Consider the following 14,713-nt stretch of genomic DNA (forward strand, 5'->3'; position numbering starts at 1 on the left):
AGGTCAGAGCGGGAAGGCGCGGGCGGCCTCGGCTGCGTGCGCGCCGGACGCGTTGATCCGGGCGTCGCCCCAGGAGAGCCGGCCGGTGGCCAGCCCGACGAACGTCTCCGGCGACATCTCCACGACGTTGGGCGGAGTGCCGCGCGTGTGCACCGGCCCGGTGCCGAAGCCGATCTGCACCGCGGCGTACGGCGGGACGCGCACCTCGATCGTCGGACCCGGGTGGCGTTCGCCCAGCAGGCCGCAGCCGGCCCGGCAGACCGCGGCGAGCAGTTCGCGGGGCAGCGGCTCGGCATCGGCGGCCGCGCGCAGCAGCAGGCGCGTGAGGTCCGGGCGGCGTCGGGCGAGTTCGGCGTCGAGCGCCGGGTCCGCGGCGCCGAGGCGTTCCCGGAGCGCGGCGACGACGGCTGGGGTGGGCTTGAACATGGCCGCCCCAGGATATCCGCCCCTGCAGGGTGCCGCCCGTGGCTAGTCTGGGCCGGTGAGCAGGTACCAGTCGCAGACGGGGGAGTTCGCCCGCCGCGGCTTCGACTCGGCCACGGCCAGCGCCGCGATCTGGGAGAAGTGGCAGCGGCGCATCGACGGTGACCCGCCACTCGACCTGGCCATCTTCGAACCCGTCGCAGACCGGGACCTGGCGCTGGACTCCCTGGAGCGCATCTCGTCGGCGGACCCCGCGCTCTTCGAACGCATCGCGGCCGACCCCGCCTGGCTGGGTCGGGTCGTGCTGGTGCTCGGCGGCTCGTCCGTGCTGGCGCAGACGCTGGTGCGCCACCCGGAGGAGGCCGAGATCCTCCGCGAGGAGCCGGGACCGCGCGGCCGCGACGGGTGGCTGGACTTCTTCACCGCGCGCGTCGGACCCGTCGGCGGCGTCGCCTCCGGCAACGGCGACGCCCTGCGCTTGGCCAACCGCGTCGCGCTCATCGCCATCGCCGCCCGCGACCTCGGTGCCCCGGACCCGCTCGCCATCGCCGACGACATCGCGCGCGAGCTGGCCCACGTCGCCGACGCCGTCCTCGAGCTGTCGCTGGCGTACGCCCGCGCCGAGGTCCCCGGATGGGAGAAGGCCCGACTCGCCGTCCTGGCGCTGGGCAAGACCGGCGCCGAGGAGCTCAACTACATCTCCGACGTCGACGTGCTCTACGTCGCCGAGCCGGCCGACGGCGCGGACGCGGAGGAGGCGGTCACCGTCGCCACCCGGCTCGCCGCAGCCCAGGCTCGGCTCTGCTCCGCCCACACCGCGGAGGGCACCATCTGGCAGGTCGACTCGGCGCTGCGACCCGAGGGCAAGGCCGGTCCGCTGGTCCGCACGCTGGCGAGCTGCCGCGCCTACTACGAGCGCTGGGCGAAGAACTGGGAGTTCCAGGCCATGCTGAAGGCGCGGCCGGCCGCCGGCGACCTGGCCCTCGGCCAGGCGTTCGTCGACCTGGTCTGGCCCATGGTGTGGCAGGCGGGGGAGCGGCCGGAGTTCCTGGCCGAGGTCCGCGCGATGCGCGAGCGCGTCATCTCCCTCATCCCCGCCAAGCAGGCCGAGGTCGAGATCAAGCTCGGCTCGGGCGGGCTCCGCGACACCGAGTTCTCCGTGCAACTGCTGCAGCTCGTGCACGGCCGCGCCGACGAACGGCTCCGCGTGCGGGGGACGTTCTCGGGGCTGCGGGCGCTGGTGGGCAGCGGCTACATCGGCCGCGCCGACGGCGCCGAGATGGCCGACGCCTACCGCTTCCAGCGAGCACTGGAGCACCGCGTCCAGCTGCGACGGCTGCGGCGCACGCACCTCGTGCCCGACGACGAGACGGCGCTGAGCCACGTGGCCAGGTCGCTGGGCCTGACGTCGGACGAGCTGCGGGCCCGGTGGCGCGACTCCACGCGTCGCGTGCGCCGGCTGCAGCAGCGCATCTTCTTCTCGCCGCTGCTCGACGCCGTCAGCCACGTCCCCGCCGACGGCCTGCGGCTGACGCCGGAAGCCGCGACCACCCGCATGCACGCGCTGGGCTTCGCGGACCCGCAGGCGGCGCTGGGGCACATCCAGTCCCTCATCCGGGGCACCGACCGTCGCGCCGAGATCCAGCGGCAGCTGCTGCCCGCGATGCTGGAGTGGTTCGCCGAGGGGCCGAACCCCGACTTCGGCCTGCTGGCCTTCCGGCAGCTGTCCGAGGCGCTGGGCACCACGTCGTGGTACCTGCGGACGCTGCGCGACGAGGGCTACATGGCGCACCGGCTGGCGCGCATCGCGTCGACGAGCCGCTACGTCGTCGACCTGCTCAAGCGCAACCCCGACCACATCCAGATGCTGGCGGGCAACGACGACCTGCGCCCCCGCACCGCCGAGGAGCTGACGGAGGCCATGACGCGGGCGGCCGCCCGCCAGGACGACCCGGACAAGGCCGTCGCGTCCGTGCGGGCGCTGCGCCGGGCGGAGCTGTGCCGCATCGCGCTCAGCGACGTGCTGGGGCTGGCCGACCTGGCCGCCGTCGGCACGGCCCTGAGCGACCTGGCGTCGGCCACCGTCGACGCCGGGTTGCAGGTCGCGCGGCGCCGCGTCACCGCGCCCGAGGTGGGGGTCATCGCGCTGGGCCGGTGGGGCGGCCGCGAGATGGGGTACGCGTCCGATGCGGACTGCATGTTCGTCGTCGCCGACGGCACGGAGGGGGAGGACCTGACACGCGCGACGGAGCTGATCCGCTACGCCACCGAGATCATCGGCAAGCCCGGACCGGACCCGGCGCTGGTCATCGACACGGACCTACGCCCCGAGGGCAAGGGCGGCCCCCAGGCGCGCACGGTGTCGTCGTACGCGGCGTACTACGGGAAGTGGGCCTCCACCTGGGAGGCGCAGATGCTGCTGCGGGCGCGGCCCGGGGCGGGGGACCGGGCGCTCGCCGAGGCGGTCCTCGACGCCGTCGAGGGGTTCCGCTATCCCGAGGGCGGCCTGACCCGTGAGCAGGTGGGCGAGATCCGGCGGCTGAAGTCGCGCATGGAGACCGAACGCATCCCCAAGGGCGTGCCGCGCGAGCGGCACCTCAAGCTCGGGCCGGGAGGGTTGTCGGACGTCGAGTGGACCGTGCAGCTGCTGCAGCTCCGCCACGCCCACGATCACCCCGGGCTGCGGACGACGTCGACGCTGCCGGCGCTGCGGCTGCTGGCGCAGCTCGAGCTCCTGCCACAGGCCCAAGCGGTGCGCCTCGAGGAGGCGTGGGTGCGGGCGAGCTCGCTGCGCGACGCCATTATGCTCGTGCGCGGCCGCGCCGGGGACGCGCTGCCCGCAGACTTCCGTGAGCTCGCCGCGATCTCCGTGCTGCTGGGGTACGGACCAGGGGAGGCCTCCCGGCTCCTCGACGACACCCGCCGCCTCCTGCGCCGAGCCGGCGACGTCGTCGACGCCGTGTTCTGGAAGGGCTGAGCGGGGCCGCCGCGGCCGGGTGCTAGGATCGCCGCAAACGTGTTCCGGGGTCGGTGAAAGTCCGAACCGGCGGTGATAGTCCGCGACCCCCGCGGCCCGCATGGGCCAACGGGTTGACTCGGTGAAATTCCGAGACCGACAGTCAAAGTCTGGATGGGAGGCAACACGCTTGCGCGACGGCGCGCGCACTGAAGGTGCGCGCATTCAGCCGTCGTACCTGCGCGTACCCCGGACCTGACGAAGGACCGGGACGATATGACCCTCGAGGAGCGCCGCAGGGCCCGCAGCCTCGCCCACCTGGGCGTGTGGTCGGCCTATCCCGCGCGCACCCGCCCCTCCGCCGGACGGTGGAAGCCGGCGGCGGCCGCCATCGGCGGCGTGCTGCTGCTGTGGTGGGGGGTCACGGCCGGCGGCCTCATCGCCCCGCTCTACCTGCCCAACCCCCTCGACGTCGTCGCCAGGATGGGCACGCAGCTGACCACCGGCGTCGCCTGGCGCTACCTGGCGCCCACGTTGTGGGCCGCGCTGCTCGGCGCGCTCATCGCGGTCGCGGTGGCCATCCCGCTGGGCGTGGTCATCACGCACTCGCGGCTGTTCGCCGCCGTCGTCGAACCCTTCGTCGCCATCTCGCAGACCGTGCCGCTCGTCGCGATCGCGCCCCTGCTCGTGCTGTGGATCGGCTACGGTACCGTGCCCATCGCGGTCCTGTGCGCCATCATCGCGTTCTTCCCCATGGTCACCACCACGGTCGTCGGCCTACGGTCCCTCGACATGCGCGTCGTCGAGAACGCGCTGCTCGACGGGGCCGGTGCCTGGCAGCGCCTCGTCCACATCGAAGGACCCATGGCCGCGCCCGCCATCCTCGCGGGCGTCCGCGGGGGCGTGGTGCTCACCATGACCGGGGCCGTGGTGGGCGAGCTCGTCATGGGCGGCGCCGGCCTCGGCACGCTCCTCACCCTCACCCGCGAGGCGGCCGACACGGCCGGCCTGTTCGCCGTCGTCGCGTGGATCAGCCTCACCGCCCTCACCCTGCACGGCCTCGTCCACGCCCTGGAACGAGCCGCCGTCGCCCGACTCCAAGGAGAAACCACATGATCAGCCGCCGTTCCGTCCTGCTGGGCGGGCTCGCCGCCGCCGGTGCCACCGGTCTCGCCGCCTGCTCCGGCGCATCGCCGGCCGCGTCGCCGTCCGCCGACGGCAAGCTCACCGTCGGACTCACCTACATCCCCAACGTGCAGTTCAGCGCCTTCTACCTGGGCGTGGCCGAGGGACTGTTCGCCAATCAGGGACTCGACGTGACGCTGCGGCACCACGGCCAGCAGGAGGACGTCTTCGGCGCCGTGCTCGCCCGCGAGGAACACGTGGTGTTCGCGTCCGCGGACGAGGCGATGGTCGCCGCGGCCGCCGGGCAGGACCTGCGCACGTTCGCCACCAGCTACCAGACCTACCCGCTGGAGGTCATGGGCGGAGGCGACCTCGGGCTGTCCGCCGACGACGGGTTGGCCGTCCTCGCCGGCCGGACGCTCGGCATCCCTGGCCACTACGGATCCAGCTACTACGCGGCGCTCGCCGCCATCCACGAGGCGGGACTCACGGAGGACGACGTGACACTGATGGACATCGGCTACACGCAGCTCAGCGCGCTGGCCGCCCGGCAGGTGGACTTCATCATGGGGTTCCGCAACAACGAGCTGGTCCAGCTGCGGGCCCAGGGGGAGTCCGTGCTCTCGATCCCCATCTCGGATCCCGCGTCGCCCCGGCTTGTCGGGCCGAGCCTGGTCACGGTCGGGACCGAGGTGTCCGAGGACGTGCTGGCCGCCGTGGCCCGTGGGATGAAGGAGGCCGAGGAGGCCGTCATCGCGGACCCGGAGGCCGCCCTCGACGCGACGGCGGAGCAGGTGCCGGCGCTGAGCGACCCCGCGCAGCGGGAGTCCGCGGCGCGGGTGTTGGCCGCGACCACCGAGTTGTGGACGCGGGGCGGGGTCGTCGACGTGTCGCTCGACACTGCCGCGTTCGCCCGGATGGCGGAGTTCCTCGTCGAGGCCGGCATCATCGAGCGGGCACCCGAGCAGGCGTACGTCGAGCTGGACCTGTCCTGACGGTGACGACCCTTCGAGACGGCCGGCGCCGCTACGCGGCCGGGCCTCCTCAGGGAGCGATATTTGAGGAGGTCGGCGCGCAGCGCCGATACGGTGACGACCCTTCGAGACGGCCGGCGCCGCTGCGCGGCCGGGCCTCCTCAGGGAGCGATATGTGAGGAGGTCGGCGCGCAGCGCCGATACGGTGACGACCCTTCGAGACGGCCGGCGCCGCTGCGCGGCCGGGCCTCCTCAGGGAGCGATATCGGAGGAGGTCGGCGCGCAGCGCCGATACGGTTACGACCCTTCGAGACGGCCGGCGCCGCTGCGCGGCCGGGCCTCCTCAGGGAGCGATATCGGAGGAGATCGGTGCGCAGCGCCGATACGGTTACGACCCTTCGAGACGGCCGGCGCCGCTGCGCGGCCGGGCCTCCTCAGGGAGCGATATGTGAGGAGGTCGTTGCGCAGCGCCGATCGTCTGCTTCCGGTCCCTGAGGAGATCGGCGCGCTAGCGCCGATCGTCTCGAAGGGTCGTGACGCGACCCTCCCGCAGGCCGGGACCGCGGTCCTCAGATCTCGACGAGCGTACGGCCGTGCCGCGCGCCCGCCAGCAGCTCCTCGCCGGCGGCGATGACCCCTGGGAGCCCCACCCGGTCGGTCATCGCGTCGAGCTGGTCGACGTCGACGCCCCGCGCGAGCACGCGCCACGCGTCGGCGCGGTCCTCGACCCCGGCCCAGACCGAGTCGATGCCCGCCAGGGTGACGCCCCGCAGGATGAACGGCATGACGGTGGCGGGTAGCTCGTGGGACGCGGCCAGGCCGCACGCGGCGACCACGCCGTGCGGCTGGGTCTGCGCGATGGCGTTGGCCAGGATCTGCCCGCCCACGGAGTCGACGACCCCGGCATAGAGCGCCTTCTGCAGCGGCCGCCCCGGCTCGCCCAGCGCCTGGCGCCCGACGATCGAGCTGGCCCCCAGGTCCCGCAGGTAGTCGCCGAACCGGTCCTCGCGGCCGGTCAGCGCAGCGACGTCGAACCCGGCGGCCGCGAGCAGCATCACCGCGACGGACCCCACGCCGCCCGTCGCGCCGGTGACCAGCACCGGGCCCGAGTCCGGCGACACGCCGTCCATGACCAGGCGCAGCACCGCGAGTGCCGCCGTGTAGCCGGCGGTGCCGAGCGCGGCGGCCCGCTCCGGGGTGAGTCCGTCGGGCACGGGGACGGCGAGGTCGGCGTCGGCCCTGGCCAGCTCGGCGTACCCGCCGTGCCTGGTCTCCGAGAGCCCGGCGCCGTTGAGCACCAGCCACTGTCCCGGTGTCCAGCGCTCGTCCGCCGACTCGCCGACGCGGCCGACCAGGTCGATGCCGGCGATGAGCGGCTTCTGCCGGACCACGCCAGGGCGGCCGGTGACGGCCAACGCGTCCTTGTAGTTGAGGTCGGAATAGACCACCTCGACGAGGACGCCCTCGTCGGCGAGGAGTTCCTCGCATCCGTCCTCGAGAGCCACTCCGCTGTCCCGCACCACGATTCCACGCATGACCCCAGCCTAGGGGGTCGCGACGGCGGCTCGGCCCGGGGTCACTCGGCGGCGTGCGCCGCCCGGTCGGCTTCGAGACGCGCCGGCCACCAGATGCGCGGGCCGATGTCGTAGCTGAGCGCGGGCACGAGCAGCGTCCGGACCAGGAACGTGTCAACCAGGACGCCGAATGCCACGATGAAGGCCAGCTGCAGCAGGAAGAGGATGGGCAGGACGGCGAGGGCGGCGAACGTGGCGGCAAGCACCAGGCCGGCCGAGGTGATGACGCCGCCGGTCACTGCGAGGCCGCGGAGGATGCCGGGGCGGGTGCCGTGGACGAGCGACTCCTCCCGCACGCGGGTCATGAGGAAGATGTTGTAGTCGATGCCGAGCGCCACCAGGAACACGAACCCGTAGAGCGGCACCGACGGGTCCGCGCCGGGCAGGTCCAGCACGTGGTTGAACACCAACGCCGCCGTCCCCATGGCCGTGCCGAACGACAGGACCGTGGTGAGGATGAGCAGCACCGGGGCCAGGACGCTGCGCAGCAGCACGATGAGGATGAGCAGGATCACCACCAGCACCAGGGGGATGATGAGGTTGCGGTCGCGGATGGAGGTGTCGCGGGTGTCGATGTTGGTGGCGGTCTCGCCGCCGATCTGCGCTCGGCCGTCGAGGTCTGCGCGGAGGGCGCGGACGGTGTCGCCGGCCTCGTCGCTGTCCGGGGCGTCGGCCAGCGTGGCCAGCAGCATGACCTGGCCTTCGCTGACGGTCGGGGCGGGAGCGGGCGTTCCGGGCGGGCCCAGCGGCTGCACACCGTCGGCCGTCACGGGGGCGGTGCCGGCGGGGGAGTCGGCGGCCACGACGGAGACAGAGTCGACGCCGTCGGAGGACAGGAGCAGGTCGGTGACCTCCTGCAGGCGGGCCTCGTCCGTGAGGACGCGGGCCGGATTGCCGGAGCCGGCCGGGAAGTGCTCGGCGAGCTCGGCCTGACCGTCGCGGGCCTCGGAGGCGCCCAGGACGAACTCGCTGGGCGGCACGCCGTCGGCCTTGAGAGTGGGGACGAACGCGGCCCCCGCGGCGAGGGCGAGCGCGCACGCGACCCAGACGACGCGCGGCCGGGCGGCGACGAGGCGGGCGGCCTGCGCGTAGATGCCGGTGGTGACCTCGGCGTCCTCGTCGCGGTTCGGGTCGAACCGGGGCCGGCGCGGCCAGTACGACGCACGGCCCATGAGGTAGAGCATGCTCGGCAGCAGGGTGAGGGCGGCGAGCATGGCGAAGATGATGCCGATCGCCGCGACGGGGCCCAGGGAACGGCTGGAGCCGAGGTCGCTGAGGAGCAGACACATCAGGCCGGCGATGACCGTGCCGCCGGAGGCGAGGATCGGCTCGACGACACCCTTGAGGGCCGCGCGCGTGGCGTCGGCCTTGGACGCGCGGCGCTTGAGCTCCTCGGCGTAGCGGGCGGTGTAGAGCAGCGAGTAGTCGGTGGCGGCGCCGATGACCAGGATGAAGAGGATGCCCTGCGTCTGCCCGGTCAGGGTGACGATCTCCGCCTTGGCGAGCCACCAGTTGGCCAGCAGCGCGACCGCGAGTGCGAACAGGCTCGTCGCCAGCACAGCGAAGGGCAGGATCAGCGAGCGGTACACCACCAGCAGGATGACGAGCACCACGGCCAGTGCCACGGCCAGGAGCAGGCCGTCGATGCCGCTGAAGGCCTCGGTGATGTCGGCGGTGAACCCGGCCGGGCCCGTGACATAGGTGGTCACGCCGTCGGGCAGGCCCTCGGGCAGGTCCTCGCGGATGACGTCGACCACCTCGGCGATGCTGGCCTCGGCGTCGACGCCGGCGAACACCTGGGCCGCCAGCCCGTCTTCCGAGGGGATGAGCGGGGAGACCGACTCGACGCCCTCGATGTCGGCCAGCGTCGCGGCGCGCTCCTGCAACTCGGCCAGGACGTCAGGGGTGAGGGCGTCGTCGCTGGAGAACAGCACGATCGCGGGCAGCGTCGAGGAGTCGACGAAGTCAAGGTAGCGGTCGCCGACGACGGTGGCCTCCGCGCTGGTGGGGAGGAACGTCGACTGGTCGTTCGTGGCCACCTCCTCGATGCGGCCGAAGTAGGGGCCGCCGATCCCCGCCGCGGCGAGCCAGGTGAGGATGAGGAGGACGGGGATCGCGAGGCGCGCGAGACGGGTCGTGGACACGGGCTCAGCCTAGGGGCGCGTGGCGGGGTCGCGGGTGGTCGCGGGGTCGGCCGAACGGTTGATGTCGCGGGGGCCGTCGAACCAACGCCCTCCCCGCGACGGCGACATCATCACCCCGCGACGGCGACGCCACCACCCCGCGACAGCGAAAGTCCCCGCCCTGCCGAGGCAGAGCGGGGACTTCCAGCCGGTCAGCGATCAGATCGCGTAGTACAGCTCGAACTCGTGCGGGTGCGGGCGCATCGCGATGGCCTGGATCTCGGCGCGCTTGAGCTCGATCCACGTCTCGATGAGGTCCGGGGTGAACACGTCACCGGCAAGCAGGAACTCGTGGTCGGCCTCGAGGTTGTCGAGCACCGCGCCCAGCGTGCCGGGGACGGTGGGGACCTGGGCGTGCTCATCCGGGGGCAGCTCGTAGAGGTCCTTGTCGATCGGCGCCATCGGCTCGATCCGGTTCTGGATGCCGTCGATGCCGGCGAGCAGCATCGCCGCGAACGCCAGGTAGGGGTTCGACGACGGGTCGGGGCAGCGGAACTCGATGCGCTTGGCCTTCGGGTTCGACCCGGTGATCGGGATGCGGATGCAGGCGGAGCGGTTGCGCTGCGAGTACACCAGGTTGACGGGAGCCTCGAAGCCGGGGACCAGGCGGTGGTAGGAGTTCACCGACGGGTTGGTGAACGCCAGCAGCGACGGCGCGTGCTTGAGCAGGCCGCCGATGTACCAGCGGGCCAGGTCGGACAGGCCGGCGTAGCCGTTCTCGTCGTAGAACAGCGGCTTGCCCTCGTTCCAGATGGACTGGTGGCAGTGCATGCCCGAGCCGTTGTCGCCGAAGATGGGCTTGGGCATGAAGGTCGCGGTCTTGCCGGCGGCCCACGCGGTGTTCTTGACGAGGTACTTGAACTTCATGACGTCGTCGGCGGACTTCAGCAGCGTGTCGAAGCGCCAGTTGATCTCGGCCTGGCCGGCGGTGCCCACCTCGTGGTGCGCGCGCTCGACCTCGAGGCCCGCAGCCTCCATGTGGCGGACGATGTCGTCGCGCAGGTCGCCGAAGTGGTCGACCGGGGCCACCGGGAAGTAGCCGCCCTTGTACTTCACCTTGTAGCCGCGGTTGCCGCCGTCCTCGACGCGGCCGGTGTTCCAGGCGCCGGCCTCCGAGTCGATGTGGTAGTACGACGAGTTCGCGGTGGTCTCGAAGCGGATGTCGTCGAAGACGTAGAACTCGGCCTCAGGCGCGAAGAAGGCGGTGTCACCGATGCCGGTCGACGCGAGGTACGCCTGCGCCTTACGGGCGATGTTGCGCGGGTCGCGCGAGTACGGCTCCTTCGTCAGCGGGTCGTGGACGAAGAAGTTGACGTTGAGGGTCTTGGACTTGCGGAAGGGGTCCACGTACGCGGTGGTCGGGTCCGGCATCAGCGCCATGTCCGACTCGTGGATCTTCTGGAAGCCCGTGATCGACGACCCGTCGAACCCCAGTCCATCCTCGAACACCTCCCGCCCGAACGACGACGCCGGGACGGTGAAGTGCTGCATGACCCCGGGCAGGTCGCAGAAGCGGACGTCGACGGTCTCGATGCCTTCGTCCTTGATGTAAGCCAGCAGGTCGTCTGCGCCTTGGAACATGGGCGTTCTTCCTTCAATGTCGGGTGATCGTGAGAGTGACTCTAGGCAACGTTATGTGCTCGACAGTTGCCGCCGCGTAACGGCACTGTTACAGCTTCCCCGGATCGGCAGGGTCACCGGGTTAGTCTCGGCATGGAAGACGCGGCGATGACGAGCATGCCCACCACCAGGGCCGCCAGCAGCGACACCCCGACCCACGTGGAGCCGGACACCTCCGTGTTGCCGGTGACGTCGAGCACCGCCTCGGTGGCCCAGGTCATGGGCAGCACGCGCGCGACGGCGGCCAGCGCGTCGGGCATCTGGTCGACGGGCGCGAACAGGCCGCAGAGGAACAGCTGGGGCCCGATGAACAGCGGCATGAACTGGACGGCCTGGAACTCGGTGCGGGCGAAAGCGCTGGCCAGCAGCCCGAACGACACCCCCACCAGCGCATCGAGCAGCGAGATCAGCAGCAGCACCCACAGCGGCCCATCGATCTCCACGCCGTAGACCCACAGCACGAACGTCGCGAGCAGAGACGCCTGCAGCACGCCCAGCGCGCCGAACACCAGTCCGTACGACGCCAGCAGGTTCCACCGGCTCAGCGGCGTGGTGAGCAGGCGCTCCAACGTGCCACTCGTGCGTTCGCGCAGCATCGTGATGGAGGTGACGAGGAACATCAGCATCATCGGCAGGACCGCGAGCATCGTCGGACCGATCTGGTCGAACGCGGACGGCGCGCCTGGTGGGGTGGGCAGGTCGATCATCACGAAGTAGAGCAGGGAGATGAACACCACCGGCAGGAACATCACGAGCGCGATGGTCCGCGGGTCGGCGTGCAGCTGCGCGACGATGCGGCCGACGGTGGCAAGGGGGCGGCCGCGCCGGGCGACGGCGGCGTGCTGTGCGGGAGCGGCGTGCCGCGGCGCGCTCATGCGCCGGCCTCCGCCCGCACGAGCGTCAGGAACGCGGCCTCGGGGGTCGGGGCGCCGGTGCGCTCCTGCAGGTCGTCCATGGGGCCGTCTGCGAGGAAGTGGCCGTCGCGCATGAGCAGGACCGAGTCGCACCGCGTCGCCTCGTCCATCACGTGGCTGGAGACCAGCAGCGTCGTCCCGGACTCGGCGAGCCCGCGGAAGTGGGACCACAGCGACTCGCGGGTCAGCGGGTCCAGGCCGACGGTGGGCTCGTCCAGGATCAGCACCTCGGGGCGGCCGACCAGCGCGCAGGCGAGCGACGCGCGGCTGGCCTCACCGCCCGACAGGGTTTCGACGCGCCGCCCCGCCCGGTCGCCGCAGCGACGGGACGGGACGCCGTCGGGAGCCTCAGGCGGAGAACTGCGGCCGCGCCGAGTAGGTGGCCTCGTCGAGGATGCCCTCGCGCTTGGCGACGACGGCAGGCACGAGCGCCTGGCCGGTGACGTTGAGCGCGGTGCGGCCCATGTCGACGATCGGCTCGACGGCCAGCAGCAGGCCGACGCCCTCGAGCGGCAGTCCGAGCGTCGACAGGGTCAGCGTCAGCATGACGGTCGCGCCGGTGGTTCCGGCGGTGGCCGAGGAGCCCAGTACCGCCACGAACGCGATGAGCAGGTAGTGCGTGAGACCCAGGTCGATGCCGTAGAACTGTGCGACGAAGATCGACGCCAGGGCCGGGAACACCGCGGCGCAGCCGTCCATCTTCGTGGTCGCGCCCAGCGGCACGGCGAAGCTGGCGTACTGACGCGGCACCCCGACGTTGCGCTCGACGACCTGCTCGGTGACCGGCATGGTGCCCATCGAGGAGCGGGTGACGAAGCCCAGCGAGATGGCCGGCCACACGTTGCGGTAGAACTCACGCACGCCCAGGCCGTGGAACTTGAGGATGGCCGGGTACACGACGGCCCACACGATGATGAGGCCGATGTAGAGGGCGGCGACGAACGTGCCGAGCGACGCCAGCGAGGACCAGCCGTAGGTGGCCACGGCGCGGCCGATGAGGGCGGCGGTGCCGATGGGGGCGAGCCGGATGATCCACCACAGCACCTTCTGGATGACCGAGAGCGCGGACTCCATGAAACCGACGAAGGGCGCGGCCTTGTCGCCGACCTTGACCGCCGCGATCCCGAAGAGGATCGAGATGAGCAGGACCTGCAGCACGGAGAAGCTGGGCGACGCGGCGAAGCCGGACTCGGCGTCGCCGGAGATCCGCACGCCGAGGCCGAAGATGTTGTTGGGGATCAGGCCGGTGAGGAAGGCGGTCCACGAGCCGACGCGGCCGGGCGCGGCCGCCGCCTCAGCGTCGACGCCGGCGGTGAGCCACGGCGAGGAGATGAGGCCGACGCCGATGCCGACGATCACGCTGGCCAGAGCCGTGATGGCGAACCAGATGAGCGTCTGGACCGCCAGCCGGGCGGCGTTGGTGACCTCGCGCAGGCGGGCGATCGACGAGATGACGGCCGTGACGACGAGCGGGACGACCAGGAGCGTCAGGAGGCTGACATACGCGCCGCCGACCTCGTAGAGCAGCCCGGCGAGCCAGTTGCGCTCCTCGCCGTCGGGGCCGATGGCCACGGCGATCAGGCCGAGGACGACGCCGGCGACCAGGCCGACGACGATCTGGAAGCCGAGGTTGGTGTAGAAGGGCTTGCGCGGCGGGGCGGTCGTTTCGGGCGCGCGCTCAGAACTGATGGTTGACATGGTTTTCCTCTGCTGGGTGTGCGGAAGTGGGGTCGCGGCGGAGCGGGTCAGCGACAGCCGCTGACCGTGACGCGACACAGGTCAACCCAGAGGCGACCGACGAGCACAGGCATGCGCATACCCTCCCACGGTGTCTCGGCTAGGAGCAACATCGTTCGCCGACGGCACAACGGGCGAGCGCTGCTAGGCTCGCGGCCGTGACCGCCGCGCCCGTCGACCATCCTGGAGCCTCGCTCGGGCTCCCGCCCTCCGGCCCCGGATCCCTCGCCTCGTGGCGGGCGCGCGTGGCAGCCATGATCGGCGACTGGGCCGCCAGCATGATCGTTGCCATCGCCCTGTTCGGGTTCGACGTCATGACGGGTTCCGGCTGGGAGTCGTTCATGATCCTCGCGGTGTACTTCGTCGAGGCCAGCCTGCTGACGGCGCTCGCGGGTGGGTCGTTCGGGCAGCTGATCGCGCGGATCGGCATCGTGAGGGTCGACGGCGGGCCGCTCGGCTGGTGGCGCCCCGCCGTGCGCACCGCGCTGAAGTGTCTGGTGATCCCCGCCATGGTGGTCGGCGCCGAGCGGCGGGCCCTGACCGACCTGCTCCTGGGCACCGTCGTCGTCAACCGCCGCTGACGGCCGCCCCTGCCCCCGATCCCTGAGGAGATCGGCGCGGAGCGTCGATCGTCTTTCCCGGTCCCTGAGGAGATCGGCGCGCAGCGTCGGCAGCCTTTCCCGGTCCCTGAGGAGATCGGCGCGCAGCGTCGATTGTCTTTCCCGATCCCTGAGGAGATCGGCGCGGAGCGTCGATCGTCTCTCCCGATCCCTGAGGAGATCGGCGCGGAGCGTCGATCGTCTCGAAGGGTCGTTACTCTCGCTTTCGATCAGTCTCGTGCGAACGGCTGGCGCCCCGTCGCGCCAGCCGACTCACCTCGTCGAACCGTCCCGCGATGAGTGCCGCCTTCTTGGCGCGACTCCATCCGTGCAGCCGACGTTCCATTGCGTACGCCTCGCCGATGTTGTCGAACTCCTGGGCCCACACCAGCTTGACGGGAAGTCGCTTGGCCGTGAAACGGGACCCGGAGCCGATCCCGTGCTCCCACGCCCGTTGATCCAGGTCCCGCGCCGAGCCCACGTAGTAGAAGCCGTCTGCGCATTCGAGGATGTAGGTCCATGCCATGCCCGTCATGTCACCAGGGACGAAGGGCAGTTCGGACCCCTTCCGATGTCGTGTGGATAACAGCGCGTAGTGCGAACTCGAG

At 71.8% G+C, this 14,713-nt stretch carries 12 protein-coding genes and 1 riboswitch; of the genes, 4 read left to right on the top strand and 8 right to left on the bottom strand.

Features of this window, described 5'->3' with window-relative positions:
* Window positions 1-3: 3 nt before the first annotated feature.
* Window positions 4-426 (bottom strand): sterol carrier family protein, encoded by a 423-nt coding sequence (locus tag ACFQPD_RS00805; RefSeq protein WP_385897388.1) that lies wholly within the window; start codon window positions 424-426, stop codon window positions 4-6.
* 55 nt (window positions 427-481) lie between these two features.
* Here ACFQPD_RS00805 and ACFQPD_RS00810 point away from each other — a divergent pair, with 55 nt between their 5' ends.
* From ACFQPD_RS00810 to ACFQPD_RS00820, 3 genes are all read left to right on the top strand, one after another.
* Window positions 482-3,400: a bifunctional [glutamine synthetase] adenylyltransferase/[glutamine synthetase]-adenylyl-L-tyrosine phosphorylase gene (locus tag ACFQPD_RS00810; RefSeq protein ID WP_385897390.1), complete on the top strand. Its 2,919-nt coding sequence runs from the start codon at window positions 482-484 to the stop codon at window positions 3,398-3,400.
* A 35-nt stretch (window positions 3,401-3,435) separates the two neighbouring features.
* Window positions 3,436-3,571, top strand: a riboswitch (FMN riboswitch).
* An 84-nt stretch (window positions 3,572-3,655) separates the two neighbouring features.
* On the top strand, window positions 3,656-4,495 hold the full coding sequence (locus ACFQPD_RS00815; protein WP_385897392.1) for an ABC transporter permease: 840 nt from the start codon (window positions 3,656-3,658) through the stop codon (window positions 4,493-4,495).
* The gene (locus ACFQPD_RS00820; RefSeq protein WP_385897393.1) at window positions 4,492-5,499 is read left to right on the top strand and encodes an ABC transporter substrate-binding protein; all 1,008 of its coding nucleotides are present in this window, start codon (window positions 4,492-4,494) and stop codon (window positions 5,497-5,499) included. Before ACFQPD_RS00815 ends, ACFQPD_RS00820 begins: the two co-directional genes overlap by 4 nt.
* A gap of 548 nt (window positions 5,500-6,047) precedes the next feature.
* On the opposite strand, the gene ACFQPD_RS00825 is transcribed toward ACFQPD_RS00820, so the two are convergent.
* The 6 genes from ACFQPD_RS00825 to ACFQPD_RS00850 form a co-directional block, all read right to left on the bottom strand.
* A complete protein-coding gene (locus ACFQPD_RS00825; protein WP_385897396.1) occupies window positions 6,048-7,013 on the bottom strand; it encodes an MDR family oxidoreductase in 966 nt (321 codons plus the stop codon).
* Window positions 7,014-7,054: 41 nt separating this feature from the next.
* On the bottom strand, window positions 7,055-9,196 hold the full coding sequence (locus tag ACFQPD_RS00830) for an MMPL family transporter (protein ID WP_385897399.1): 2,142 nt from the start codon (window positions 9,194-9,196) through the stop codon (window positions 7,055-7,057).
* Window positions 9,197-9,394: 198 nt separating this feature from the next.
* Window positions 9,395-10,816 carry a type I glutamate--ammonia ligase gene (gene glnA / locus ACFQPD_RS00835; protein ID WP_385897400.1) on the bottom strand — a complete coding sequence of 474 codons (1,422 nt, stop codon included), beginning with the start codon at window positions 10,814-10,816 and terminating at the stop codon, window positions 9,395-9,397.
* Window positions 10,817-10,929: 113 nt separating this feature from the next.
* Window positions 10,930-11,730 (bottom strand): ABC transporter permease, encoded by an 801-nt coding sequence (locus tag ACFQPD_RS00840; RefSeq protein WP_385897402.1) that lies wholly within the window; start codon window positions 11,728-11,730, stop codon window positions 10,930-10,932.
* Window positions 11,727-12,191, bottom strand: coding sequence for an ATP-binding cassette domain-containing protein (locus ACFQPD_RS00845; RefSeq protein WP_385897614.1), 465 nt, complete (start codon window positions 12,189-12,191; stop codon window positions 11,727-11,729). The genes ACFQPD_RS00840 and ACFQPD_RS00845 overlap by 4 nt, the downstream gene beginning before the upstream one ends.
* Complete coding sequence (locus ACFQPD_RS00850; protein ID WP_078920204.1) at window positions 12,118-13,467, bottom strand: dicarboxylate/amino acid:cation symporter; 1,350 nt, start codon at window positions 13,465-13,467, stop codon at window positions 12,118-12,120. The genes ACFQPD_RS00845 and ACFQPD_RS00850 overlap by 74 nt, the downstream gene beginning before the upstream one ends.
* A 197-nt stretch (window positions 13,468-13,664) precedes the next feature.
* On the opposite strand from ACFQPD_RS00850, the gene ACFQPD_RS00855 reads away from it, so the two are divergent.
* Window positions 13,665-14,087 (top strand): RDD family protein, encoded by a 423-nt coding sequence (locus tag ACFQPD_RS00855; RefSeq protein WP_385897404.1) that lies wholly within the window; start codon window positions 13,665-13,667, stop codon window positions 14,085-14,087.
* A gap of 232 nt (window positions 14,088-14,319) precedes the next feature.
* On the opposite strand, the gene ACFQPD_RS00860 is transcribed toward ACFQPD_RS00855, so the two are convergent.
* Window positions 14,320-14,631 (bottom strand): GIY-YIG nuclease family protein, encoded by a 312-nt coding sequence (locus tag ACFQPD_RS00860; RefSeq protein ID WP_385897407.1) that lies wholly within the window; start codon window positions 14,629-14,631, stop codon window positions 14,320-14,322.
* Window positions 14,632-14,713: the final 82 nt, after the last annotated feature.

This window comes from Tessaracoccus sp. O5.2 (genome assembly GCF_964266725.1).
In the GTDB taxonomy this organism is placed as follows: Bacteria; Actinomycetota; Actinomycetes; order Propionibacteriales; family Propionibacteriaceae; genus Arachnia; species Arachnia lapidicapta.